This is a genomic window from Salinivibrio sp. PR5, from assembly GCF_001996085.1.
Taxonomy (GTDB): Bacteria; Pseudomonadota; Gammaproteobacteria; order Enterobacterales; family Vibrionaceae; genus Salinivibrio; species Salinivibrio proteolyticus.
This window is the reverse complement of sequence record NZ_MUFK01000008.1, coordinates 61,817-86,962: the sequence shown is the minus strand read 5'-3', so window position 1 is coordinate 86,962 and position 25,146 is coordinate 61,817. Positions and strand designations below refer to the sequence as shown.

Below are 25,146 nucleotides of genomic sequence, written 5' to 3'. Positions count from 1 at the left end.
GCTATATTGGTGAGGTGCACAACACACGTCTGTCCAGAACCTTCATAGAGGGCACTTCTTAACTCTGAAGTGCTCACAGAAGAAACCGCTTTTTGCTCCCAAGCACAACACTCTCTTTCCCGTGAAACGCTTGTTGAATGGCGAGTATCATCGAGCCGCTTAAGCGTCAGATTTAACCGGCAATGACCCATTGGCGGTTGTCGTCAGTCGCCTCCATCATTGCGCGTAGAAGTTGTGCGCGGGCGTCGTCACTGGGTGCAATTAGATCATAAATGCCGCTGATTGGCTGGCCGTTTTCTTGGGTGTCTACCCGCATGGCGGCGGCGCAGGTTTCGCCGTGTTGGGTGCCAATGCACAAAGAGACCGTGGCTTCGGCAATTTCTACACCATCATGCAGGGCAAGCTGCGCGAAGTAAGCAAGCATGTCGGGGCGGGCATCGTCCGGCCACTGTGCCGCTTGTAGCTTGGCATATTGCAGCATCAATGGATGGTTATCGACCCAATAAAGTGTCAAGGGGGCGTGGGCTGGGGCAGATGGTCGAGTCGCAGGAGTGGGTAACGCCTCTTCGGCATGGTAGCGCTCGAAACCGGTCAAGCTCTCGGCGGTTGGATATTGGGCTTGTTTAACATGGCAGGCCATCCAACGTTGCTTGACTTCAAAATGGGAAATAATTTCAGACGCGTCCATAAACACCACATGCGATAACAACAATCAACAGGCATCATAGCGGAGTGAGCAGAAATAACAATCACTGCGCTACAGCACGCGAAAATAAAGCCTGCCAGAGATCACAGCCTCGATCTGATTGCGTTCAAACTGGGCAGACGGACTGTCCGTTGTCGCGTAAAATAGGAAGTATCAATAATAACTGATACTGCCTTTAGGTTCCCCTTTTATGTCTGGACAGCGGCTACGCGCACAATTTACCCGTCTTTATCATCACTTTAACGGGGAAGATTCGGATACCACGTTACAGGCGATTGCCGATATTTTGGTGTGTACACGGCGTAACGCGCGGATGGTTCTGAATAAATTGGAGGAGCAACATTGGCTGACGTGGGCGCCATCCGTTGGGCGAGGCAAACTGTCACGGCTGACGTTTTTGCGTACCGAGTCAGCCCTGCGTGACGAGCAAGCGGCCCATTGGTTAGCACAGGGCAAAATGGACCAAGCACTCGCCTGTTTGGATAATGATTCGACCAAGCTTGCGGCGTTGATCCAAAAGCAATTGGGGCCGAGCACCTTAAATGGTCGCCAGATTGTGCGCTTGCCGTATTATCGTCAGCTTGAAAGCCTTGACCCGCGTACCCCTCTGCGCCGTTCTGAAGAGCACTTGGTGGGGCAGATTTTTAACGGGCTGGTGAAATACCAAGAGGGTAATAAGCGAGTCTGTGCGGATTTAGCCCACCATTGGGAAGCGCTTAGCCATACCCATTGGCGCTTTTATCTGCGCCCCGGCGTGCGATTTCATGATGGGCGTATGATGCGTGAAGACGATGTGGTGGCGAGTTTGTCTGCGCTATCGTCTCGGCGGTTTTTTGCCCACATCGCTAAAGTGACATCAGCTGCCGCACGGATCATTGATATAACGCTTTCGTCACCCGACCCGCGTTTTGATCATGCGTTAACCTTGCCTGAAGCGGTTATTTTACCCGCCGATTGTGATCAGCAAAAAGGGTTTGCAGATCAGCCAATTGGCACAGGCCCCTATCGTGTGGCTGAGCGTCAGGATCACCGCTTGGTGCTTCAAGCATTTGATGATTACTTTGGTTATCGCGCGTTAACGGATGAAATCCAGTTGATGGTGTTTGATGAAGCGGCCATGTGTTATCTCACCCCGAGTACGGATCGTATGCCGGACTATGCGGTTAAGCCGCCAGCTGCGTTAAGCCAAAAGCTTGAAATGGACCAAGGGGCAGGGTATTTGATGCTCAATTGTCGTGATGGGTTGGCGAAAAGTGCACGCTGGCGTGCTTACTTGCATGCCAAGTTGTCCTCCTTGCAATTGCTGCCGCGTTTAGCCGCGAACGGGATGGGTGAATACCGCTTGTTTAATGCTTATGGTTTGATGCCCGGTTGGATCCATCACACCCAGCCGGTATCGATGCCAGAGCTGCCGGGCCCGACGCGATTGAGTGTGGCTTATTTGGCGGATCATCCTCTTTATCCGCTGATCGCAACTGCCATTGAAGCGCATTTGGCCGAAGAAGGCATTCAAGTGGAAACCATGGCGCTGTCGCCAGATGCGTATTTTGGCGGGAAATACAGCCGAAAAATCGACATCTGGTTAGGGGCGATCAGTTTTGGGATCCGCGGGGAAGAAGGATTATTTAATTGGTTGGGCAATCACGATCTTTTCTTGCATGCGTTCACCGACGAGTTGCTAAATAAGGTTACCCATTACACCACCCGTTGGCGTGAGCAGGCCAAGCCAGATTGCGCTGAAGCCTTGGCGCGTGAGTTGGTTGCCCAGCAGGTGGTGCCGTTATTTCATATCTGGACGGGTGTGGTTGCCACGCCGGACTTGCAAGATGTGGCATCGAACGCAGTGGGTTGGTTCGATTTCCAATCGGTGTGGTACAAGCCAAGCGAGTAAGAGTTATTCATCGATACCGAGCGGAAAGGTGGCGGTGAGTAGCAGGTACTTATGCAACGGCAGGCCATCTTTTTTACGAAACAAAGGGTGGAAAATGCGATAGCGTCCGTCGGTCAGCCCCAATGGTTCGATGGTCTCGGCGAGGCTGGTGGTCGCACTGGTCAGTTTAATCCCTTGCGCGCGGTATGAGTCGGCATGAATCGGTTGATGGCCTAGCCACCAAGAAGGAATCGCTTTGCTGGCATTGGTTCTATCTATCCAGTGGTCGCTGACAATGATCACTCGCCCGGGCTCGGCCGGATTGGTAATACCGTGGTTGAGCAACCATGCGACATCGCGCACCAGTGCATCACGACAGGCCAAATTCCCACTGAGCAGACGGTGAGCAAGAATGTAAACCGCGGCGCCATCCAGTTGCAATTGATAAACGGTTTGGCTGTGGGGACGACTGTCATCAAGCAAGTGAAACTGAGCGGGGCGGTCGTGCGCTTCCAACACGCGCATTAAACGACGTGCGAGTGCTTTACCCATGTGTGGGTCACGCATCCCGCGGTTATGCACCGTGGGGTAATGATGTTCGCAAAGCTTGACGCAATCTTGTTGAAATTGTCGAAGCGCGAGCGAGACGAGATCATCTAACAAAAACGAGCCACTCCTACCAAAACACGACTGATTTATCGCACGTCATAAAGTATGCATTATATCACCAAAATCGCCCAATAAATCAGAGAGAAACGCCACTCTGTGCGCACTTTCTCATCACAAGTCGGTGTGATTGGGCGAAGTATGTCTAGTTCTGCCACTAAAAGAGATATCGGCAATGCAGGCATCGGCTTGATAGTGGCGGCAGAGATTTGCCTCTATGTTTACCCGATGAAAGGCAAAAGCCATGATGAGTACACCCATGTTGGTCGAAGTATGACCGGTTTCGGGCGCATTGAAGCTTATAAATTGGAACGGTAATTGCAGTGCTAGGTGTCTCTGTGACATGAACTCGATGGATGATAATGAAAACAATAGCTTGGCTATGTGGTTCGGCATGTTTACTTGCCGCTTCGATTTCTTTTCCGGCTCGGGCAGCTGATGGCTTGGCAGCCGGCGTTTTTCTGGGGTCGCCGATGTCCGGTGTGACCATCAAGCAAGACCAATTTAAAATTCAAGCTGGGATCGATAAGTTTGGGATTGCGATCGATGGGACGTGGAATTTAGGGGAATGGCTAGGCCGGATGGAATATGCGCCCATGTATATCTATGCTGGTGGTCAGTGGGTAGACGATTCTACCCATCAGTGGGGACCGAGAGCTGGGCTAGGGGTGACACTTCCCGTAGGCACCGGTGATGTAGAGTTGTTTGCGGAAGCCGGTACCACATGGTACTGGGAGGAGAAAGGCGATATTGAATTTGAAGGCGCAGCCGGCGCAAGGATGTATTTTTAAGCGGTTTTATCATGCGCTTTGGGTGCTTGCCATCGGTTGGGGACTGAGCGTTTCCCCCGCATGGGCGGTGAGCTATCCGTTACCTTTGGATGGCAGTCGGCTTGTCGGCTATGCCTCCATGCATGAGGTGCAAGAAGGCGAGCATCTTGAAGCGATTGCAAAACAGTATGATATCGGCTTTTTAGCATTATTGACGCTAAACCCCGGCGTAGATCCGTACTTGCCAGAGCCCGGTACGCTGATCAAGCTCCCCCAGCAGCATCTGTTGCCTGACACGCCCTACGAAGGGATTGTGATCAACTTGGCGGAGCTCAGGCTCTATTATTATCCGCCCAAGCCGCAAGGGAATAATGACGCGACGGAGGAAGAGCGGCGGGTTCATATTTTTCCGATTGGCATCGGACGAATTGGCCGTGAAACGCCCGTGATGCAAACTTACGTCAGCCAAAAGCGCCAAAACCCGACGTGGACGCCGCCGCAAAGCATTCGAGAGGAATATAAGCGGACACGCAATATTGTGTTACCGGATGTGGTCCCTGCTGGTCCCGATAACCCGTTAGGACGTCATGCACTGCGGCTTGGTTATGGGAATGGCGAGTATTTAATTCATGGTACGAATAAGTCATTTGGTATTGGTTTACGCGTCAGTGCCGGCTGTATCCGGTTGCGGCCTGATGATGTGGCTTGGCTTTTTGAGGCGGTGGATGTCAACACGCCCGTGCGGATCATTGATACGGCAACCAAGGTCAGCATTGAACCAGATGGACGAATTATGGTGGAAGCTCATCGGCCATTGTCGCGTACGGAGAAAGAAACCCAGCAACGGATTCTCCTTCCCCCCGATCCTGCGATTATTGCCAAACTTGAGCGAATGGATATTTCCACGCGACGTTATCGTGCCGCACTGGCGGTGCAACAAGGGGTGCCGATTGAAGTGGCGGAGCTGAGCCCGTTGCAGTTAAAGGCGTGGCATACGCTCAATGAGCAAGGCCTGACAAACGCGTCTGATCTGGTGAGAGCGGATACCCCTTAGTGACAGAATGAGGTAATCACGGATAAACAAAAAACGGCGCGAAGGCGCCGTTTTTATCTTTCAATCTTGCCTTATTTTGTATAAGACTGTGCCATGTTATCAATGCGTTCATTGGCGCGTTTTGCTTCGTCATACGCCATTTGAGAGTCATTTTTCATCATGGAAACGTCGTTAGACAGCGCATCGACTTTCGCGGATAAATCATCAACACTTTGTTGTAGCGCAGTGTTGCTAGTACAGCCGACGAGCAACACGGTTGAAGCTATTGCTGCTAGCGCCATTGGACGGATTTTCATAGAGAACCTCGCTATTGTTGTTGGAGATAGCAATCACGTCAAAAGGGTCACGCGCAAGCGCGACTACCTTTTACCATAGACGGTGATAGGAGATTTTGCTGCTGAATCCTCAACTTGGCGGCCATACCTTGACACAGTTAACATTTAACGCGCTGTGTGACTCATCCATTAAGACGTGTTAAACGCTATTGGTGGTGATGATTTCCTTCATCGCTATGGTGCTGCATGCCTCCCATGACAGATTTCACTGGAATTTGCTTGGTCAGTGAATGGCCATCAGCAGTGGTCAGGGTCAGGGAAATCTGTTCGCCCACTTTCAGAGGCTTCACCAAGTCGAACAACATAACATGCAAGCCGCCCGGCTGAAGGACAACTTGTTCGCCGCTGGGCACCAGAATTTGTGGGATTTGACGCATTTTCATCATGCCATCTGCCATGGCGTGTTCGTGTAGCTCAACGCGTTTTGCCGCAGGAGTTTGGGCACTAACAACACGTTTGAGCACATCACTTTGATTGTCTAACACCATAAAGGCAGCACTGTTAGGGGCGCCCGGTGCACTGGCGCGCGCATAGGCGTCACGGATAAAAAATTCACCATGAGCATGGCTGAAAGATGCAGTGAAAAGTGCAATGGCTGAGATAAAAAGGCGAAAAAACGACATTATGGTTCCTTATTGGTGTCAGTCACTCGAGAAATAGCGGCGGTGATCATTTGAGGGTTCAAGGTGTGGGGCACCTTTTCTAAAAGCTCACCGTTCGGAGAAAGAAAATAAAAGTATGAGCTATGGTCAACGGCATAATCCATGGCGGAGTCTTCAAGCTCGGTAATTTGATACAAAACGCCGTATCGCTTCGCCAGTTGATCAATTTGTTCGTTACTGCCACTCACACCTGTGATGGCCGGATGAAAGAAATGGGCATACTCCGCCGCTTTTTCGCTGGTATCCCGTTTTGGATCCAACGTAATAAAGACAGGTGCCACCGCATCTTGTGTCGATTGCGGCAGTGACTTGAGCGCCGCCGATAATACCGCCAGCGAGGTGGGGCACACATCTGGGCAGTGTGTGTAACCAAAATAAACAATTCGGGGCCGAGGATCGGCTTCATTGAAAAGGTTGAAGGGTTGCCCATCTGATTGTAAGGCGCCAGCCTGTGCTTGCTGTTGCTTCACTTGATAACTGTCATAGTAAGCGCGTGCGCCTAACCCCAAACAAACCGCAAATAATGCCACTAGCCATGCTTTTTTGCTCATGGTCGCTCCATGGTCACTTTGATCGGAAATTGTGTTTGACCCTGATCCGGTACCGTAATGGTTCCTGCCCACGTCATGGTCTGCTCAGTACAGACTGGAAGCATCAAATCGCCGCGATAGTGCGTTTCGTCTATTTGATTCAGCACTAAGCGATATTCTCCCATGTTCATCTCAACACCTTTTAGCTTAACTAATAGGGTTTCGCTATTAAGAGGCTGTGATGTTGTGAAGGTCAGCGTGTTCGCGTGCATGGGGTGGACGGTCGGGTCCGATAAACTGGCTTGATAGCCTTGATAATGGCAGGTTTGTTGGTTTAATGAGCAATGGTTAAGAGAGGCCGTTGAGCCTCCCTCTATCCAATCGGCAAGAGTGTTTAGCCATGTCGGTGCGCTGAATGCGAGCGCAAATACTGCGACAATGCCTGCAATCGTCAGCAGGCGATGACCGCTACGTGAGTCGGTGAGAGAAGAGTCCATGATTTAGTCCTGACTGGGGGCAAAGCGCTCCAACAGCAATACCAACACAAAGCCCGCTATCATGGCAATCACTGCAAGGCCAACTTGTGCCGGATGTCCCACCACGGCCTCGTAGGCGCCGGGCAAGAGGTTATCTTGCACCAGAGGCACTTGTTCACCGGATGAGTTCGTGCGCCAAGTGAGGGTATGTTTCCAAGGCCAAATCTTACCCAAGGTACCTAACATCAGGCCGGTCAGAAACGCGAGGGTCAGCGCATAATAGCGGCGTAGCAGCCATGACAATAGGTGCGAAAACGTCAGTAAGCCGGTTATCGCGCCAACAGCGAATAATCCCAATAAGCCAAATTGCGCTTGATGAACTGCACTCAAAATAGGGCTGTACATGCCAAGTAAAAGCAAAATAAAGCTGCCGGAGATACCGGGCAGGATCATAGCGCATATGGCAATCGCGCCGGAGAGAAACACTGTCGCCGGGCTTGCGGTCAAATGAAGTGGGCTGGCGACGGTAATCCAATAAGCAAACCCAACCCCCAGCGCACCGGCGATAAGGGTTTTAACGGTGAACTTAGGCGTTGGTAATTGCTTGGCCATGTGAAAGGCCGAGGCAATGATAAGACCAAAGAAAAACGACCAAAGCGGAATGGGATGATGAGTGAGCATCCAACTGATCCCTTTTGCCAAACTGGCAATGCTGGTCAGAATGCCGGCTAGGAGTACACAAAGAAAGGTGCCGTTAACATGTTGCCAGACCGCTTTGAAACCTTCTTGGCGCCATAGTGTAAAAAGGCGCGGCGTGATACGCCGAATACTCTCAAGCAACTGCCTGTAGATACCGGTAATAAATGCGATCGTACCGCCAGAGACACCAGGAACCACATCCGCAGCGCCCATCGCCATGCCTTTGAGGTAAGTTGAGACCAGGTTCTTGATCATAATGCTATTCATCGATAAAAGCTGAGACGCGCATTATACCGACATTCACCCTGTGGGGTAGGGCAAAGTTAATCCGCAGGAGATGAGAGGGATAAAATGTGGTTTTTCTATCACTGGTTTAACAATTTGGCTATGATCCTTGAGTTATTTAAGAATTGCTAGGTTAAACATATGCTTGCTGTGCCACTTCCGTATATTGCGACTCTGATATTGGTAATGACGGCTATCGTCATCATACTTCGTCGTGACCAAAACTGGCACAAGCCTTTTACCTTCACCGTTTTTTGTGCGGTGATGACGTGTATTGTCGGATTACGTTGGACATTCGATGTAGCTGCTTTGCGATTTATACAAACCATTCTGGCAGCCTGTCTTCCCGTTGCTGCTTGGTATGGCTTTGTGGAACAACCCTCACGCAGAGGTCGCTTAATTTGGCATTTATGTGGTCCTGCTATGGTCATAGCCTGTGCGTTTTCTCCGTACTTAATTAGCTTTGGTGTTCTCGATGTGCTTTTAGCCACTTTATCGGCAGGGTATGGGGTGTGCTTACTTATACACTCATTGAGGCTCCCTCAAGCGGTTAGCTTCAATCGTGTGAGCTTGTTTTTGTTGTCAGAACGGACTGCGGGGAGTTTATTACTTTACTCAGCATTGATTGATGTTCTGATCGCATGGGACTTTTCTTTGGCATCAGGCGAGCATGCTCGGACCATTATTTCGGCGAGCTATTTATTACTGATCCCAGCTCTTGTCACGACGATGATTATCGCGAGCTACCAACTTCCAGCGAGCAAGGAACAGGTCAGTAAAAAGACCAAAGTAACTGAAAATGGTGCCGAGTCTGATGTTGTGGAAAGCTTCAAAGCACTCATGGATGCAGAAGCGCTATTCACTGATCCAGATTTGTCCCTTATTCGGCTTGCCCGTAAGTTAGGTGTACCATCGCGCTCTCTTTCTTCGGCTATTAATGCACATTACGGACAAAATATTTCCAGAGTAATCAATGAATATCGTATTGAATACGCGAAGAAACGACTCCTCTCAAGTGACGACACCATCATGGATATTTTATTGAGCGCTGGGTTTTATACGAAATCTAACTTTAATCGTGAATTCTCACGTGTTGTAGGCCAAACACCGAGCGCATATAGAAAAGGAGCGGTGAACGAGAAGCAGCCCATAATAACGGGATAACTTCTCGTCTGTAGAGCTTAACCTGCTAAAAACTGCACAATATCATCGATTATTTGTTGGTGTAGGTTGCTTCTTTGTGCACCTCGTCCATCTTGGCAAATGATACCGTCCCCCTGCTTTTCGGCCTCAAGCAGCGCTACGGCATTGGGCTTACAGGCTTGTATAAAGCTGAAGTGGGTAGCGTTTTGATAGACTTTATAGCGGCTATGTGCGCGCCCGATATGTTTCGCTAAGTAGCCAGACTCCATAGCTTGTGGTAAGTCCCCAATATCGACACCTGCAGCCAAAATGAGAGTGGGCTGAGACACTGATGAGAGGCTGGTCGTTGAGAAACTTCGTGCTAACCCAAGGTCAAGGCTAACCACTCGTTTTATACGAGGATCACTAAGGTTATGAGATGCGGGTTCAGCGTCTTGTCGTGCGGACAATCCTAGCTCGTCCGCTAATCCACATGTTCTTGAATTCCGGTATCGCTCACAATCACGTTTGAACGCTGTTCTATCGAGTTGTGCGCCGATCAATTGCATCACTGTCCAACCACCTAATGAATGCCCGATCGCCGTGATATTCTGCTTATCTATTTTGTTGCGATAGCTAATTTTGCTTAATAAATGGTCGAGGAGATGTGACATATCGTTTGGGCGTTGCCACCACTGCGCAGCTTGAGAGGCGTTATGGTTAAACGTCGTGGTTCCGGGGTGGTTGATTGCCGCTACAATATAGCCTTTCTGGGCCAGTGAATAAGCTAACCAGCTTTGATTCCTCCAGTTACCTCGATAGCCGTGAGACAATATGACCAATGGTGCATTTTTCGTATCAATGGAGGCGTGTTGGATGACAGGCATGCCTATAAAAGCAGGGTTATCGCCGATTAATACTTTCGCTTCAGTTTCATCGGTTGGATACCACATAGCTCCTTTAAGGGGGCGCATAGCGTTTGCCTCAATATGCAAAGGTATAAACCCGACAGAGTTTGCCCGCGCAGGCTGTAGGAGGAGAGAGGACAAACAGAAAATGGTGAATAATACACGTTGGTAACACATCGCTTTTTCTCATGTTGATAAAAGCTAACAAGATGAGCGAAAGTCCGATGTGGTGCGACCTCGAACATGATCGAGGTCGTGTAAATCGGAGTGTTTAACCTTGCATACGAGCACGGCGTATCCAAATAGAACAAGATGGGGGAATGATACTGCACTCCCCCCAATGATAGTTAAGGTTGATGAGGTTTCTCGAATACGGCGACGGACCACGCGGGTACAGTGAGTTTGCCGTTGGTTACGTGAGCCGCCTGTTGGTTATAAGCGATCGAGCCGTTGCCCGCATTGGCTTGCAAGCTGTGAAGCTGATAGCCGGTGGCGTCGATGTTGGTAAAGTCATTGACCGCAGTGCCTGAGGCATTGATCGCGACGATAATCCCGTCACGCGTTGCATCAATCGAGCTGTCGTGCAGACTGCCACTGTTATCAAGCTGCATCACAATTAGCCCTGGGATCTGTGAGGTGCCGGTGTTGTGAAAGCTGACACGTTGGTTAATCACGCTGCCTTGGCCTAAGTGGAATAGCCCTGACGACGCACGCAGCGCCACCAGCTCACTAAAGTAACTGTCCATGTTGCTGATTGCCTGTGGTGTTGGTTTGGCCTCACTGTTGTGGTTGGCAATCACGGTTTCAATCATCGACCAGTTGTAGCCGTCTTTATCTTCACGCGGCAACCCTTTGTCCCACTGCGTGGTTTGTTGAGTAAAGTCGACGCGGTTATACCAATCGCCTGAGTCGTAGGAGTCACGCTGCATGGATTTTGAACGAAGCAGTTCGCTGCCCATGTGAACAAAAGGCACCCCTTGTCCCAGCAGTGCAGTGGAGAGTGACACGGCTTGGGCACGAACGCGTGTCGCGAGCGGCATGGCGTAAGGGAATTTGTATTGATTGTTATCCCACAAGGTTTGGTTGTCGTGCTTGGAGACATAGTTTTGAACCTCCCAAGCATCTTGCGCGTAGCCAGCCGGTTGACCGTTGTAATCGACCTCGTCACCGCGCACGACATCACCATTGGCAATTTGTAACTGAAAATCTTTTAAGTTACCCGCCATACCCAAACGAACTAGGTCGGCATTATGCAGGGCACCGGCTCTTTCCTCGCTGTTTTGCTGTTGCAAATCATTGGGGGCGACCCATTGACCATTACCAAAGCCTTGGTTTTTGCGCAGGTACTCGCCGCCATCGAACGGACCGCCGCCGCGAACCGCATCTCGAAGTCGGTCAGAGAATGAGCCAATACCGCTGCCTGCAAGGTTTGCTTGGGTGGCTTGGACAAACTGGCGATCGTTGGCGACTTCACCGAAGTTCCAACCTTCACCATAGAAATACACATCTGGGTTGATGGCGCGGGCAACGGCAAGTGTGTGCTCGATCTGGGCTAGCGGATGATGCCCCATCAAATCCCAACGGAAGGCATCGATTTTGTAATCTTTCACCCAAGTGGCAATCGAGTCATCAATCAGTTTGGCAAACATGCGATGCTCAGGCGCGGTGTTTGAGCAGCAAGTGGATTGCTCAACGTCCCCAGTGACGGGGTTAAGGCGCTGATAATACCAAGGCACGACTTTATCCAGCACAGAATAGGGCCCTAAGCCTGCTTGGTGGGTGTGGTTGTAGACCACGTCCATCACTACATTCATGCCGATATCTTGTTTGATGGCCATGATCATTTTACGAAACTCGAGGATTCGCGCGGTGCCTTCAGGCTCGGTCGCATAACTGCCTTCGGGCACGGTGTAATGGAAAGGATCGTAACCCCAGTTAAAGCTGTCATATTGACGCATGGCCGCCATCACCGTTTGCACATAGGGAGTGTCAGCGCTGTCTTGGGTGGCTAAATCCGTCAAGGCCGCTTGGATGGTTTGGTTGTTGTCGCACTCACTCGCCAGCCTTGGCGTCTCTTTCAGCGAAGGTGCTTTGTCACATAGCGTGGAGAAACGGTCGGTTAAATCGATACGCTGCGCCGTGTCTTCGTTGATGGAGGCAATGTCAAACACGGGGAGCAGGTGCAAGTGAGTAACCCCAGATTGCGCGAGCGCGGTTAAGTGTTTGACCGGATCAGTGGTGTTTTGGGTAAAAGCAAGGTACTTACCGCGCAGATTTTGGGGAGTGGATTGATCGAGCGCGGAAAAATCACGCACGTGCGCCTCATAAATCACGCTGTTGGCAGGGTTTTGCTGCGAGTGAGGCGCACTCAGCGTATCCCAGCCACTGGGTTTAAGCGCGGGCGCATTCAGATCGACCACCTGTGAATAGCTGGAGTTGGTCGACAAGCTATGTGAGTAAGGATCCGTAACTTCGAGACGTTCGACACTGTGTGTGGCAGGGTGATAGACCGACAGTTGATAACGGTAATAGTCGCCATGATTCAGCGCCGTGGTGGCAACATGCCAGCTTCCTGACTCGGCGTCGAAGTCCATTTTAATGGGCGTTAGGCGCTGTTTGGGCGCGTTTTGTTCGCTCGCCGATTGATAGGGCACCAGCGAAACTTGCTGTGCGGTAGGGGCCCAAAGACGAAATTCAGTGTGTCCAGCGTCAGGGATGGCACCAAAGTTAAGTTTTTCGGCGTGTTCGGCGTACAAGGCATCGAGCGCGCGGGCCGGTTGCACATCGGTTGCGGTTAATACGGTATCACCGTCTTTGGCGATAGCGAGAAGCTGCCCTTTAAGCCATTGCTTCAGCGCAATATCAGCGTCAACAAAGTCAAAATCGAACCCTTTGACGTTACCTTGCAAATGGGGAAACGATGTCTGCCAATGATCGCTAGTCGCAAGGGTAGATTCGACACTCGCGGTGGCGTTTTCCACCTGTTGTGTGTCCGGGTTATAGCGCATCGTGCCATCCGCGGAGTAATACAAGGTGAGTGAGGTGGCGTTGGTTTGATGAGTGAGCAGGGTATCGGCGTCAGCAAATAGCACACTAGCATCGCTAGTGCCCGCATCACGAACACTGGCGGTTGGATTTGTATCGACCTTAGGATTATCGTCATTTAACGGACAGCCTGTTAATACAATCGCCGAGGCAATCGTAAAAGGCAGTGCAAGAGGATGTTTGTTTAACGGATGATTCATCAGGTTGACCTTTACGTTTTGTAGGGAGGCCAAGCTTACTGAAAGGTGAACTGTACCAACTGTGATCGCGTTATAAATCAACTGATGAATAAGAAAATATTTCAATAATTCAATAACGTATCACGAAAGGTAGGCGGAGAATAATCAGCGTCTACGCCCTTAGCGAACAGCCAAAGGCGTAGGCTTCACCCGTTAACTTCCCATCAGTTGCAGTAGATTTTCTGCGGTGACAATCGCTTCTTTGCGGTTTGCAATATTCAGCTTTTGGTAAAGGTTACGGATATGGGTTTTGATGGTGGTGCCAGCGACATCGAGCTCTTGGGCAATTTGTTCATTGCTCAAGCCCGAATAAATGAGCCCAAGGACTTGCCACTCGCGTTGCGTAAGCGAGCTGGTGCGTACCAACTCGGGGACGTTGGGGTGTTTCACCAATTTTTCGACGAAATCCTCATCAAAGTGAACGGCGCGGCTGCGCTGATGACTGGCAATTTCTTTCAGCAGCTGCTGAGCGCGATGGCGCTCTAATGCCCCGAGCGCTTGCTGTTGAAGCAATTGGTGCAGTAAGGGCGCAATAGCCTCGCCTTCGATTAAGAAGTTACCCACCATGCCGGTCTGGTTGGTTAGCGTAAGCGCCTCTTGCAGTAAGGTTTTCGCATATTCTTCTTCCTGCTCTCGGCTGGCGAGTACGGCTTCCACAATCAGGTTGCGGTTTTTATCCGTAACTAGGCATGCGCGGTCGGCTTCTTTACGTAAGAAGGCCAACGCCTCGCGGGCTTTGTCATGATGTCCCAGTTGTAAGTACGCACGGGCAATATTTCGCCATTGCAGTTGGCAAAAATGGTTGCAGGCAGTGTCGGGACGCACGGCTTGATGGAGCCATTCATCGATATTGGTGAGCTCATGTTTGGCTTGCCAGTATAAGAGCAGTGACAGCGAGGCATTGGCGGTCCAGTCCACGTGGTAAACCGATTCACGAAGCAGATGTTCGATATGGTCGATGTACTTTGACGCTTTATCGAGCTCACCACGGCTAATCGCGACGCGAGCCAGCATGGAATAACTGTGCAAGTGTTTGCTCGGCGGCTGCGTTTCCAGCACGCGAAGTCCTTTATGCGCACAGACTTCGGCCTCATCCAATCGATGCCAGCACCACAGAATTTGTGCCCGTAAGCGCAGCGCAAATTCATGCAAAGGGACTTGGTGGAGCTGCTGATCTTCAATCAACTTATCGGCGCTATCCAACAATTCGAATGCCGCTTGCACGTAGCCTTGTGCGAGCAAAATTTCGCTTTGTTGTAAAATCGCCCATAACGCTTGGTGGTACACTTGATGCTGGCGCGCGAGCTTCTCGGTTTGTTGCATCATTGACAGGGCGCGATCAAGCTGCCCAACCACGTGATTTACTTCCCCCACAACGGATGTGGCGACAATGCGACCACGATAGTTCGCGCTGTCAAGTTGGCTAAGTGCCAGCTCGGCCAGCGCCATCGCTTGGTCAGGGTCATTGCGATTGATGGCAACTTGGGCCAGTAACGCGTTGGCATTTCCCTGATAATCAATATCAAGCGTGATATTACGTTCTTGGTAGGCTTGCTCTGCTTCTGCGAGAAGTTCGCCGACTTCATGATATCTGTGTTGACTCTGCGCTAACCACGCGCGTAGCAGACCTAAGTTAGGGTAGGTGAATAGCAACTGATTGCTGATTTGGCCGATAGCCGCTTCGAGGGTCGAGAGCTCACCACGATTAAACATACGCCAACCGTGCTGATTGAGGATATCGGCCATCAAGGTATCGTCTTCGGCGTAGCGGGCGTGGCGCAATGCTTGATGAGGTGTATTCAGCTTTAGCCAAGCCAATGCTGCCTGCCGGTTTAAGTGTTGTTGCTGTTGAGGGATCCGTGCTTGACGCTCATGGGCGAGAAACTCTGCGAATAAATGGTGGAAGCGGAACCAGTTATTGTCTCCTTCCAACGGATAGATGAATAAGCCGTAGCGGTTGAGCGATTCGAGCATGCCGAGCGCGTCTTCGCGCTCGGTAAGCGCAAAGACCAGCTCGTCATTAAACATTTCCAGTACGGAAACTTGCATTAAAAACTGACGGGTTTCACTGTCCAGCAGATCAAACACTTCTTCGACTAAATAATCCCACAGGTGGGCATGGTTAAAACTGGCGCATGAGGCGGCACTTTGCATCAGGGTCCGTTTTTGATGCTGAGCCTGAATCGCAATTAATTGTAGGGCGGATGGCCAGCCTTCGACGTAGGCACAGAGGGTGCTCGCGGTGGTTTCGTCGACACCATCGGCGACACGTTGATTAAAAAAGCGGGTGGTCTCTTCATTATCGAACGCAAGCAGTTCATTGCCGATCTCGATCATTAGGTCGCGAACCCGCAAATTTGCTGTCCCTAGCGGCGGATTCGCGCGCGAGGTCACCACCAAAGTCAGGCTATCGGGCATGTGCTTAATAAAAAAGCGCATTGCTTCATGGATGTCTTCATTGTCGATCAATTGGTAGTCATCCAATACCAGATAACAGGTGGACTGTAACCCAGCCAGCTCAGCGAAAACATCGGAGAGCAGCGCACGCAGGGATGAAAATTGACGCTTTTCTGCCAGTTTAACGGTATTGGGGCACCCATCATGGGTCGCTTTATTTAATGCTTGCAACAAGTAGTTGATAAAGCGGAAGCTGTCGTTGTCGCTGTCATCAATGCTGAACCAGCCGACATGGGTTTGATCGGAGAGCCATTGCGCGGCCATGGTGGTTTTGCCGTAACCTGCCGGCGAGCGGAACAATACCAATTTGTAATGCGGCGCTTGTTGGAGGATATCCAATACGCGCGGGCGCAAGATGGCATTGTAGAGACGGCCGGGACGGGTAAGTTTTGACGGGATCCACATAGCGAGAAGGTCCTTTACAGCGAGTGCGGCTTTGCCGCGTTTATCCTTGTACGCAAGTGTATGTAACTGGTCTGTCACAAACTATGATCCAGCGCTGATAATGGTGCAGTTGCTCTATTTTGGTGCAGCTACGCCTTTCAATTGTGATTAAAGTCACTAATTTTATTGGTTCGGATACAGTATATGGAAGGCGTTACACGCCAGAGACGATGAATGCCCCCACAATTTGCGTTAGCGCACAAAATTAACAAAAGGGATTGTTCTTTTTTCACAGCCGTATTTTGGTCAGTGTTCCCTCAAATTGTGATTTTTATCACCTCAATGTCACGAAATTCCTCCATTGATGAGAGCGAGCTCACTCACAGCTTGTGATATGGCTCTCTACGCCCTGACAACTCCTCCTTTCCTCCTCCTGTCTCGGGAGGATGTTTGCATCGACAGGCTTGGGCAGGATGACTGTCATCGAGATTTTCTTCCATTACGAGAGCGATGACATGACGCCTAAACAGCAACACGTATTTGATAAAAGCGCTTTTAAAGCCAGTATGACCCAGCATTTGACGCAGCTTGGTCGCACCCCCGAAACCGCTGAGATGCGCGATTGGTATCTCGCCTTAGGCCGCGCGCTGGCCGAACACACTACCAGTGACTTGGTTGCAACAGAAAACGATTTAGCCATCAAACAAGCGAAGAGTGTGAACTACTTATCCTTGGAGTTTTTGATTGGCCGCTTAACGGGCAACAACCTGATCAGCATGGGGCTTTACGATGAAATTGCGGCTGTGGTCAGCGAGTTTGGGTTTGGCCTGACCGATTTGCTTGAGCAAGAGCGTGATCCTTCGCTGGGTAATGGTGGTTTGGGCCGCTTGGCCGCGTGTTTTATGGACTCGCTCGCAGCCCAACAGTATCCAGCGGTCGGCTATGGCTTGCACTATGAATATGGTCTGTTCCGTCAATCCTTCAAAGATGGCGCCCAACAAGAAGCACCGGATGCATGGCGTGAGCCAGAAGGCTATCCGTGGGAAGTCGTTCGTCCTGACCTTGCCCAAACGGTTGGCTTTTATGGCCATGTGGCGGTGATTGAAGAAAACGGTCATACACGCCGCGAATGGGTCCCTAGCCTCCATATTCAAGCGATGCCTTGGGATCTGCCTATCGTGGGCTATCAAAGCAATACGGTCTATCCACTTCGCTTATGGGAAGGTCGAGCACTGACGCCATTTGCGCTTGATGCCTTCAATGATGGTGACTATACCCGTGCGCAACAAGCCGCAATTGATGCAGGCAACCTGACCAAAGTGCTTTACCCGAACGATAATCATGATGCGGGTAAAACGTTGCGTTTGATGCAGCAATACTTCCACAGTGCGGCCTCTGTTGGGGATATTCTTCGTCGCCATTTAGATGCTGGCCACCCACTGGCTGCCCTTCCAGATTATGAAACCATTCAGTTGAATGATACTCACCCGACTATCGCCATTCCTGAGCTGATGCGAGTGCTGTTGGATGAGCACCACTTGAGCTGGGATGACGCTTGGTCTATCTCCAGCCAGACGTTTGCTTACACCAACCATACCTTGCTTCCAGAAGCGCTGGAGACGTGGAGCGAGTCGTTAATGGCGAACTTGCTGCCGCGTCATATGGAAATCATTTTTGAAATCAACCACCGCTTCTTGCAAGACGTTGCCGCGAAATGGCCGGGCGATGTCCGCAAACAGCAAGTGCTGTCTGTGATTGACGATCAGGGCGAGCGTATGGTGCGCATGGCCAACCTCTGTGTGATTGGCTCGTACGCAGTTAATGGCGTGGCGGCGTTGCACTCTGAGTTGGTAAAACGCGATCTCTTCCCTGAGTTTGATGCGCTTTATCCGGGCCGTATCCAAAACGTGACCAACGGGATCACGCCACGTCGTTGGTTGAAGTTCTGTAACCCGGATCTTTCCGCGCTGATCAGTGAAAAAATTGGTGATCAATGGCCAGCTCATCTCGAGCAACTGGAGCAAATTGCCCAGTATGCTGATGACAAAGCGTTCCAAAAAGCCTTTATGGCAGTGAAAAAGCGCAATAAGCAGCGTCTTGCTGATTGGGTAAAAACCCATCTAGACATCACGCTAAACACTGACGCTATCTTTGATGTCCAAATCAAACGTCTTCATGAGTACAAGCGTCAACATCTGAACTTGTTGCATGTGATTTCGCTGTATCACCGCCTGATCCACGAGCCGAATTTCGATATGACGCCTCGTGTGGTGTTCTTTGCTGCTAAAGCCGCGCCGGGCTATGCGCTCGCCAAATCGATCATTTTTGCGATTAATAAGGTGGCAGAGACGATCAATAACGATCCACGAGTCGGTGACAAGCTTAAAGTGGTCTTTATCCCTGACTACCGAGTCAGCATGGCTGAAATCATTATTCCTGCCGCCGATGTGTCCGAACAAATTTCGATGGCCGGCAAAGAAGCGTCGGGCACGGGCAACATGAAGATGGCGCTTAACGGTGCATTGACCATCGGCACCATGGATGGCGCAAACGTGGAAATTCGCGAAGAAGTGGGTGATGACAATATCTATATCTTCGGCCTCGACGTGGAAGGCGTGAATGCATTGCGTGAGAAAGGCTATCACCCTGATCACGAATACCATCAGCAGCCGCTGCTAAAAGCGTCGCTTGATAGTCTGTTGGATGACACCTTCACGCCCGGACACCCAGGATTACTCCGTCCGGTATTCGATAGTGTGATGGCCAGTGGCGACCCGTACTTGTGTTTGGCGGATTTTGCCGACTATGTGCGTGCCCATAATCAAATTGATAGCGATTATCGTGACCCAACGCTGTGGGCACACAAAGCAATTTTGAACACTGCGCTGGTGGGTAAATTTAGCTCTGACCGCTCAATTCGAGACTATGTCACTAACATTTGGCAACTGAAAGCGGTAAAACGCTAAGCCTTTGATACCAAGCTGACATGCTAAATGGGTGGCACGGCATAGGGTGCCACCCACAATAACAATAACTGCAATGGCCGATAAAAGAAGGGGGCGGACCCCTCGGAGAATGCGATGAAACAACCTGCACTTAAAACAGTCGCACAAATGGCAAATTTAGCCGACCGCTACATCAGTGCCTGGGGCACTGAAGCCTCTGTGCCTGACAGCACCTTATACGATTTGTTGACGTCACTTGGCTATGACACCCGTAACGATGAAACGCTACTGGCCTCAGCAGAGAAAAAACACAAAGAAGGCGTCTTGTCGCCAGTTCAAGTCATTCGCGACGATGAACCCCTTGAGGTTGCGTTGCACTTAGGCACTAGTGCCAGAGAGAGTGACTTTAGCTGGCGCATCGATACCGAGCAAGGTGAGTGCTTTGAAGGCTATCTACAATCCCAAATTGTGCGTGATGAACGTCGTGAAGGCGGGCCTCTAGTCTTTAATTTGCCCTGCACCTTGCCTTGGGGATACCACCGTTTATCGGTAATGAGAAAACGCCGCAAAACCCCCTATGAAATGACGTTAATTGTGGCACCCGCGCGTTGCTACATGCAGCCTGAACTCGACCAACACAAAAAAATGTGGGGACCGAGTATTCAACTTTATACGCTGCGTACCCCGCATAACTGGGGGATTGGTGATTTTGGCGATCTGAAGCAGTTGGTCAGTGATCTGGCATCGCGTGGCGCAGATTTTGTGGGACTTAACCCCATTCATGCGCTGTTTCCTGCCAATCCAGAAGCAGCCAGCCCCTATAGCCCGTCGTCACGTCGTTGGTTGAACTTACTCTATATCGATGTCAGTGCCGTGTCGGAGTTTGCATTAAGTGCCAAGGCTCAGCAGTTGGTGGGCAGTGCTGACTTTCAGCGTCGTTTGCAGGCCGTGCGCGAAACGCATTGGGTCGATTATAGCGGAGTGGCGGCACTGAAGATGGCCGTTTTACCCTTGCTTTTCGAGGAGTTTAAACAGCGACACCTGACCCAAGACACAGCCCGCGGCCGTGCCTTTCTCGACTTTGTTGAGCAAGGCGGCGAGAGCTTGAAGCAACAAGCGACCTTTGATGCATTGCATCAGCATTTGCGCGCGGATGATGACAGTATTTGGGGCTGGCCAGTCTTCCCGGAAAAATATCGACGCTACGAAAGTGCGGCGACCCAGGCTTTTGTTGAGCAACACCAAGACAGTGTCCACTTGTATATGTATTTACAATGGATTGCACAAGGGCAGATTGAAGAAGCACAGCGTCTGGCTGAAGAAAAAGGCATGGCGATGGGTTTGTATCGCGATTTGGCGGTTGGGGTGTCTGATGCGGGCAGCGAAACGTGGTCCGATCATTCGCCATTGGTGCTGGATGCGAGTATCGGTGCGCCACCGGATGTGCTGGGGCCATTAGGTCAAAACTGGGGACTGCCGCCGTTTGACCCACATGCGTTGAAAGAAACCAGCTATGAAGCATTTATCGAGCTGCTACGTGCAAACATGCAACACTGCGGCGCACTGCGCATCGATCATGTGTTGGGTTTGCTTCGTTTGTGGTGGATTCCGAAAGAGAAGAATGCCACTGAAGGCGCGTACCTTTATTATCCCGTTAAAGACATGCTGGCGATTTTGGCACTCGAGTCGCACCGTCATCAATGCAGTGTGATTGGTGAAGATCTTGGGACGGTTCCCGATGAGATTGTCGATTTACTGCGTGATGCGGGGGTGCATTCTTACAAGGTCTTTTTCTTTGAAACCTCGAAAGACGATGGTGGCTTTATTTCCCCTGCCCATTATGCGGAGCAAGCAATGGCTACCTTGTGTACCCATGATATGCCAACCATCCGAGGTTTTTGGCATTGCGACGATTTGAAAATGGGACAAGAGTTGGGGCTTTATCCGGACGAGTCACAGTTGCAAGCCTTGTTTGATGGCCGTTTAAAAGCCAAACAAGGCATTCTCGACAGTGTGCGTTGGCATGGCATGTTGCCCGAAGGGGTCGGTGACGATGCGCGTTACGTGCCAATGGATGGTTATCTGAGCCGAGCGTTGCAGCTGCATGTAGCGGCAGGACAGTCTGCGTTGTTGAGTGTGCAACTGGAAGATTGGTTAGAAATGGACAAGCCAGTCAATATTCCGGGGACGGTCGATGAATATCCTAACTGGCGTCGTAAGCTTTCGGTGAACCTTGATGCCTTATTTAGCAAAGAGGAAGTGAACCAACTGGCGCGTGATTTAACCCGCGTTCGACAGCACGCCAGCCGTCAGTCGGTCGAATGATTCACGATCTATAACCACGATGCCACGTTTTAACGCTCTATCCTCGGTGACAGCCAACACCTCAGGGGTAGGGCGTTTTTTGATAAGGAGACAACCGTGCCAGACACCATCAATCCTAAGCCGCATGGCGCCATCGCTGCGGACGACTATGCGCTTAATGCTGCGCATCTATCCGACCCTCATCAGGCCTATCATCAGATGGGGGCCAAGCTAATGACACTTCCGGTTAACGGTACGCCCATCAAAGGCGTCCGTTTTCTGGTTTATGCCCCAAACGCGCGCTCTGTCAGTGTCATTGGTGATTGGAACCATTGGCAGTCAGAGGTTGATCCACTGACGCGACTCGATGACGGCTACTGGGTCGGCTTTGTGCCTAGCTTGGGTGCGGATTGTCGCTACAAGTACGCGCTCACCGGGCCCGATGGGCATTCACTGCCTCACAAGGCGGATCCGTTCGGTGCTTATGCAGAGCAATACCCTTCGTTTGCGTCGTTAACCTACGACCATCACGCTTACCAATGGCAAGATGAAGCTTGGCAGACGCGGCCTGTCACTGCTAAGCATCAACAAGCCTTATCTTTCTATGAGTTACACATCGGCTCTTGGCAGCATGATGACACTGGAAACCCGCTGGGCTATCGTGACTTGGCAGCGCGATTGGTGCCTTATTTGGTCGAGATGGGGTATACCCATGTCGAGTTGATGCCGGTCAGCGAGCATCCATTTTATGGCTCTTGGGGCTATCAACCGGTTGGTCTGTTTGCACCGACAAGTCGTTATGGCTCGCCGGATGACTTTAAGTATTTTGTTGATCAGTGCCACCAAGCAGGGATTGGTGTGATCTTGGATTGGGTGCCCGGGCATTTTCCGAGCGACGATCATGGCTTAGCCTATTTCGACGGCACGCCGCTTTATCATGACCCCGATCCGCGCCGTGGGTGGCATAACGATTGGCAATGCCATATCTATGACATGGGTAAAGAACATGTCCGTCGTTTTCTGGTCAGCAACGCGTTGTATTGGCTGGATTATTTCCATATTGATGGGTTACGCGTCGATGCGGTGGCGTCGATGCTTTACCTCGATTACTCGCGTTCTCACGATCAATGGCTACCGAACCCCGATGGGGGGCGCGAAAACTATGATGCGATTGCGACCTTGAAATGGGTGAATGAAGCCATTTACCAACGCTTCCCTAATGCGATGACGATTGCCGAAGAGTCTACCGCTTTTCCCGGTGTGTCTGCGCCTACCTACTTAGGCGGACTGGGGTTTGGTTTTAAGTGGAACATGGGCTGGATGCATGACAGCTTGAGCTATATTCGCGAAGAAACCATCCATCGCCAATATCATCACGACACGCTGACCTTTCCGTTGGTATACGCCTTCAGTGAAAACTATGTACTCTCGCTTTCGCATGACGAAGTGGTGTACGGCAAAGGCGCTTTACTCAACAAAATGCCGGGAGATGAGTGGCAGCAAACGGCAAATTTACGCGCATATTTGGGGTACATGTACGGTCAGCCCGGGAAAAAGCTCAACTTTATGGGCTCGGAAATTGGTCAAACCGCTGAGTGGGATCATGATGGTCAACTGGAGTGGCACTGGTTGGAATATCCACGTCATCAGGGTGTTCAGTCGCTGGTGAAGGCCCTCAATCACTTGTATACCTCAACGCCTGCGCTTTATCGTCTCGATTGCGATCCGGCTGGATTTGAGTGGCGCTTACAAGATGCCCATGCGTTGAGCGTGATTGCCCATGAGCGGATCAGCGATGATGGGGAGCGTGTGCTGGTGGTCAGTAACTTTACACCGGTACCGCGTGACTCGTTTATCTTGGGGATGCCCCATGCCGGACATTATTCTCTACTGCTGAATACCGATGATGCGGCATTCTGGGGGAGCGGGTATCCATTGCCCGCGGAGATCGATACGCAAAACACTGCAGCTCACGGACAAGCACAATCGTTATCACTGACGTTACCGCCATTAGCGACCGTGTTCTATCGGTGGGAAGGGTGATAGATCGTCTGTCTCGGTAATTAATTGATCTAAAGCTAAAGCGCCCTGAGAGGCGCTTTTTTTGAGCCTGCTGAGCGCGCTTGTCAATCGCGATTGTTTTCCTGTCGCAAGGAGAGGGGCTTTGGCAGTCAGCGGGATCAAAAAGGCCGCTAACAGAGCGGCCTTTGGTGAGGAGGATGTGATTAGGCGACTTGCTCCGCCTCGTCGTCAAAAATTACCCCGTTTTCACGGTGCAGGCGTTTACAGGCACGGCCATCGCTGTGGAACAAATGGCAACGGTGGGCAGGAATACCAATCGCGTATTTGTCTCCGGCTTCGATTTCAACCGTATCCAGCTGACGGTAAATGACATCGGCATCGGCACTGTCGAGGCTAATATAAATTTGTGTCTCGTTACCGAGCTTCTCGACGATAGTGGCTTCGCCTTGAATCACAGCATCACCATCTTTCGCCGCCAGCAAATGCTCTGGACGAATGCCGAGTGACATGCGATCGCCTCGTGTCACTGTGGTGCCATCGACGGGGATCCAGAATGAGGTGCCATTGCTCATTTGCACTTTAACGCGTTCGGCTTCGACATCATCAATAAACACGCTCATAAAATTCATTTTAGGTGAGCCGATAAAGCCAGCGACAAAGCGGTTTTTAGGATAATGGTAGAGCTCGAGTGGTCGGCCAACTTGTGCGACTCGCCCTTCATCCAAGACCACGATTTTATCGGCCATGGTCATGGCTTCGATTTGATCGTGGGTGACATAAATCATGGTACAGCCCAGTTGACGCTGGAGCTTGGTGATTTGCGCGCGCATTTGTACCCGCAATGCGGCATCGAGGTTAGAAAGCGGTTCATCCAACAAGAACACTTTCGGTTGTGAAACCAGAGTACGGCCGATAGCCACGCGCTGACGTTGTCCACCCGACAGTGATTTCGGTTGTCTATCCAGCAAGTGACCAAGCTGAAGGATCTCTGCCGCGTGATGGACGCGTTGGTCTATTTCTGCTTTGTTGGCTTTGGCTAATTTCAGACCGAATGACATATTGTCATACAGGTTAAGATGCGGATATAACGCGTAAGATTGGAAGACCATCCCCACCCCGCGCTTGGATGGCTCAACATCATTAATCCGTTGGTCATCGATATATAAATCACCTGAGGTAATATCCTCTAAGCCTGCAACGCAGCGCAGTAATGTGGATTTACCGCAACCGGAAGGTCCGACAAAGACGACAAACTCACCGTCTTTAATCTCTAGGTCAACGTTCTTAGAAATCATTACATCGTCGTCATACGCTTTACAAACGTTTTTAAACGTGACACTTGCCATGTCGCTCGCCCTCAATCGCTTTTCATTAATTCGGCTTAATACGCATTATAGGTGTTTGCGTTATTTCATCGCACGTCACTTAAGACCTAAATAACCGTTAACCTATTTGTTGAACAGATAACGGGTTAAAGCTTAAGCATATCGTGTGATTGCTCACCAATGCTTTTTTGATGGTATTCAGTTTGGGCGAATCACGGCAGTCATACATCCTCCTAAGCAGAATTATTACAGGGGGAGTAGACGGGGAGGAGGATGAACTCCTCCCCAAATTAATTTGAGGGCGTACGTCACAAAATTCTCAGCCAATTAGTTGAACTTGAT

18 protein-coding genes and 1 pseudogene are annotated in these 25,146 nt (G+C 50.8%); 8 read left to right on the top strand and 11 right to left on the bottom strand.

Translation table 11 applies throughout. The annotated features are described in order from the left end of the window. Nucleotides 1–172: 172 nt before the first annotated feature. The gene (locus BZG82_RS05390; RefSeq protein ID WP_131826227.1) at nucleotides 173–688 is read right to left on the bottom strand and encodes a hypothetical protein; all 516 of its coding nucleotides are present in this window, start codon (nucleotides 686–688) and stop codon (nucleotides 173–175) included. 208 nt (nucleotides 689–896) lie between these two features. Between BZG82_RS05390 and BZG82_RS05385 the strand changes: the two genes are divergently transcribed. Then, nucleotides 897–2,597 carry an SgrR family transcriptional regulator gene (locus tag BZG82_RS05385; protein WP_077765337.1) on the top strand — a complete coding sequence of 567 codons (1,701 nt, stop codon included), beginning with the start codon at nucleotides 897–899 and terminating at the stop codon, nucleotides 2,595–2,597. Between the two features lie 3 nt (nucleotides 2,598–2,600). Here BZG82_RS05385 and BZG82_RS05380 read toward each other — a convergent pair whose 3' ends face one another. Beyond that, nucleotides 2,601–3,239, bottom strand: coding sequence for a hypothetical protein (locus tag BZG82_RS05380; RefSeq protein ID WP_077765336.1), 639 nt, complete (start codon nucleotides 3,237–3,239; stop codon nucleotides 2,601–2,603). A gap of 144 nt (nucleotides 3,240–3,383) precedes the next feature. Between BZG82_RS05380 and BZG82_RS16370 the strand changes: the two genes are divergently transcribed. From BZG82_RS16370 to BZG82_RS05370, 3 genes are read left to right on the top strand one after another with little or no spacing between them, the layout of a single operon-like run. Next, entirely contained in the window at nucleotides 3,384–3,560 is a 177-nt protein-coding gene (locus tag BZG82_RS16370) for a hypothetical protein (protein ID WP_158075979.1), read from the top strand. 44 nt (nucleotides 3,561–3,604) lie between these two features. Next, nucleotides 3,605–4,033: a hypothetical protein gene (locus BZG82_RS05375; RefSeq protein WP_069591194.1), complete on the top strand. Its 429-nt coding sequence runs from the start codon at nucleotides 3,605–3,607 to the stop codon at nucleotides 4,031–4,033. Between the two features lie 22 nt (nucleotides 4,034–4,055). Further along, on the top strand, nucleotides 4,056–5,066 hold the full coding sequence (locus BZG82_RS05370) for a L,D-transpeptidase family protein (protein ID WP_443216477.1): 1,011 nt from the start codon (nucleotides 4,056–4,058) through the stop codon (nucleotides 5,064–5,066). 71 nt (nucleotides 5,067–5,137) lie between these two features. Here BZG82_RS05370 and BZG82_RS05365 read toward each other — a convergent pair whose 3' ends face one another. From BZG82_RS05365 to BZG82_RS05345, 5 genes are all read right to left on the bottom strand, one after another. Beyond that, nucleotides 5,138–5,362 (bottom strand): LPP leucine zipper domain-containing protein, encoded by a 225-nt coding sequence (locus BZG82_RS05365; protein ID WP_069590383.1) that lies wholly within the window; start codon nucleotides 5,360–5,362, stop codon nucleotides 5,138–5,140. Nucleotides 5,363–5,547: 185 nt separating this feature from the next. Further along, nucleotides 5,548–6,024, bottom strand: coding sequence for a copper chaperone PCu(A)C (locus BZG82_RS05360; protein WP_077765335.1), 477 nt, complete (start codon nucleotides 6,022–6,024; stop codon nucleotides 5,548–5,550). Continuing rightward, nucleotides 6,024–6,614: an SCO family protein gene (locus BZG82_RS05355; protein WP_077765334.1), complete on the bottom strand. Its 591-nt coding sequence runs from the start codon at nucleotides 6,612–6,614 to the stop codon at nucleotides 6,024–6,026. The genes BZG82_RS05360 and BZG82_RS05355 overlap by 1 nt, the downstream gene beginning before the upstream one ends. Then, nucleotides 6,611–7,090 carry a hypothetical protein gene (locus tag BZG82_RS05350; RefSeq protein ID WP_077640024.1) on the bottom strand — a complete coding sequence of 160 codons (480 nt, stop codon included), beginning with the start codon at nucleotides 7,088–7,090 and terminating at the stop codon, nucleotides 6,611–6,613. Before BZG82_RS05350 ends, BZG82_RS05355 begins: the two co-directional genes overlap by 4 nt. A 3-nt stretch (nucleotides 7,091–7,093) precedes the next feature. After that, entirely contained in the window at nucleotides 7,094–8,023 is a 930-nt protein-coding gene (locus BZG82_RS05345; protein ID WP_077765342.1) for a DUF368 domain-containing protein, read from the bottom strand. A gap of 171 nt (nucleotides 8,024–8,194) precedes the next feature. Here BZG82_RS05345 and BZG82_RS05340 point away from each other — a divergent pair, with 171 nt between their 5' ends. After that, nucleotides 8,195–9,217, top strand: a complete 1,023-nt coding sequence (locus BZG82_RS05340) for a helix-turn-helix domain-containing protein (protein ID WP_077765333.1) — start codon at nucleotides 8,195–8,197, stop codon at nucleotides 9,215–9,217. 17 nt (nucleotides 9,218–9,234) lie between these two features. Here the strand turns inward: BZG82_RS05340 and BZG82_RS05335 are convergent, their stop codons facing one another. The 3 genes from BZG82_RS05335 to malT form a co-directional block, all read right to left on the bottom strand. After that, complete coding sequence (locus tag BZG82_RS05335) at nucleotides 9,235–10,260, bottom strand: alpha/beta hydrolase family protein (RefSeq protein ID WP_077765332.1); 1,026 nt, start codon at nucleotides 10,258–10,260, stop codon at nucleotides 9,235–9,237. A gap of 170 nt (nucleotides 10,261–10,430) precedes the next feature. After that, a complete protein-coding gene (pulA, locus tag BZG82_RS05330; protein WP_077765331.1) occupies nucleotides 10,431–13,328 on the bottom strand; it encodes a pullulanase-type alpha-1,6-glucosidase in 2,898 nt (965 codons plus the stop codon). Between the two features lie 192 nt (nucleotides 13,329–13,520). Further along, nucleotides 13,521–16,229, bottom strand: coding sequence for an HTH-type transcriptional regulator MalT (malT, locus tag BZG82_RS05325; RefSeq protein ID WP_077765330.1), 2,709 nt, complete (start codon nucleotides 16,227–16,229; stop codon nucleotides 13,521–13,523). Nucleotides 16,230–16,723: 494 nt separating this feature from the next. Here malT and BZG82_RS05320 point away from each other — a divergent pair, with 494 nt between their 5' ends. The 3 genes and pseudogenes from BZG82_RS05320 to glgB form a co-directional block, all read left to right on the top strand. Further along, nucleotides 16,724–19,174, top strand: coding sequence for a glycogen/starch/alpha-glucan phosphorylase (locus BZG82_RS05320; protein WP_077765341.1), 2,451 nt, complete (start codon nucleotides 16,724–16,726; stop codon nucleotides 19,172–19,174). 114 nt (nucleotides 19,175–19,288) lie between these two features. Beyond that, on the top strand, nucleotides 19,289–21,478 hold the full coding sequence (malQ, locus tag BZG82_RS05315; protein WP_077765329.1) for a 4-alpha-glucanotransferase: 2,190 nt from the start codon (nucleotides 19,289–19,291) through the stop codon (nucleotides 21,476–21,478). Between the two features lie 168 nt (nucleotides 21,479–21,646). Further along, nucleotides 21,647–23,500 (top strand): annotated as a pseudogene (gene glgB, locus BZG82_RS05310) (1,4-alpha-glucan branching protein GlgB); the annotation flags it as partial. Nucleotides 23,501–23,682: 182 nt separating this feature from the next. Here the strand turns inward: glgB and malK are convergent. Further along, nucleotides 23,683–24,825 carry a maltose/maltodextrin ABC transporter ATP-binding protein MalK gene (gene malK / locus BZG82_RS05305; protein WP_077481604.1) on the bottom strand — a complete coding sequence of 381 codons (1,143 nt, stop codon included), beginning with the start codon at nucleotides 24,823–24,825 and terminating at the stop codon, nucleotides 23,683–23,685. Nucleotides 24,826–25,146 lie beyond the last annotated feature (321 nt).

What these genes read in the sequence shown, in the direction of transcription:
- BZG82_RS05390 (WP_131826227.1), bottom strand. Translation starts at nt 688, where the DNA reads ATGGACGCGTCTGAAATTATTTCCCATTTTGAAGTCAAGCAACGTTGG.
- BZG82_RS05385 (WP_077765337.1), top strand. Translation starts at nt 897, where the DNA reads ATGTCTGGACAGCGGCTACGCGCACAATTTACCCGTCTTTATCATCAC.
- BZG82_RS16370 (WP_158075979.1), top strand. Translation starts at nt 3,384, where the DNA reads ATGTCTAGTTCTGCCACTAAAAGAGATATCGGCAATGCAGGCATCGGC.
- BZG82_RS05375 (WP_069591194.1), top strand. Translation starts at nt 3,605, where the DNA reads ATGAAAACAATAGCTTGGCTATGTGGTTCGGCATGTTTACTTGCCGCT.
- BZG82_RS05365 (WP_069590383.1), bottom strand. Translation starts at nt 5,362, where the DNA reads ATGAAAATCCGTCCAATGGCGCTAGCAGCAATAGCTTCAACCGTGTTG.
- BZG82_RS05360 (WP_077765335.1), bottom strand. Translation starts at nt 6,024, where the DNA reads ATGTCGTTTTTTCGCCTTTTTATCTCAGCCATTGCACTTTTCACTGCA.
- BZG82_RS05355 (WP_077765334.1), bottom strand. Translation starts at nt 6,614, where the DNA reads ATGAGCAAAAAAGCATGGCTAGTGGCATTATTTGCGGTTTGTTTGGGG.
- BZG82_RS05350 (WP_077640024.1), bottom strand. Translation starts at nt 7,090, where the DNA reads ATGGACTCTTCTCTCACCGACTCACGTAGCGGTCATCGCCTGCTGACG.
- BZG82_RS05345 (WP_077765342.1), bottom strand. Translation starts at nt 8,023, where the DNA reads ATGATCAAGAACCTGGTCTCAACTTACCTCAAAGGCATGGCGATGGGC.
- BZG82_RS05340 (WP_077765333.1), top strand. Translation starts at nt 8,195, where the DNA reads ATGCTTGCTGTGCCACTTCCGTATATTGCGACTCTGATATTGGTAATG.
- BZG82_RS05335 (WP_077765332.1), bottom strand. Translation starts at nt 10,260, where the DNA reads ATGTGTTACCAACGTGTATTATTCACCATTTTCTGTTTGTCCTCTCTC.
- pulA (WP_077765331.1), bottom strand. Translation starts at nt 13,328, where the DNA reads ATGAATCATCCGTTAAACAAACATCCTCTTGCACTGCCTTTTACGATT.
- malT (WP_077765330.1), bottom strand. Translation starts at nt 16,229, where the DNA reads ATGTGGATCCCGTCAAAACTTACCCGTCCCGGCCGTCTCTACAATGCC.
- BZG82_RS05320 (WP_077765341.1), top strand. Translation starts at nt 16,724, where the DNA reads ATGACGCCTAAACAGCAACACGTATTTGATAAAAGCGCTTTTAAAGCC.
- malQ (WP_077765329.1), top strand. Translation starts at nt 19,289, where the DNA reads ATGAAACAACCTGCACTTAAAACAGTCGCACAAATGGCAAATTTAGCC.
- malK (WP_077481604.1), bottom strand. Translation starts at nt 24,825, where the DNA reads ATGGCAAGTGTCACGTTTAAAAACGTTTGTAAAGCGTATGACGACGAT.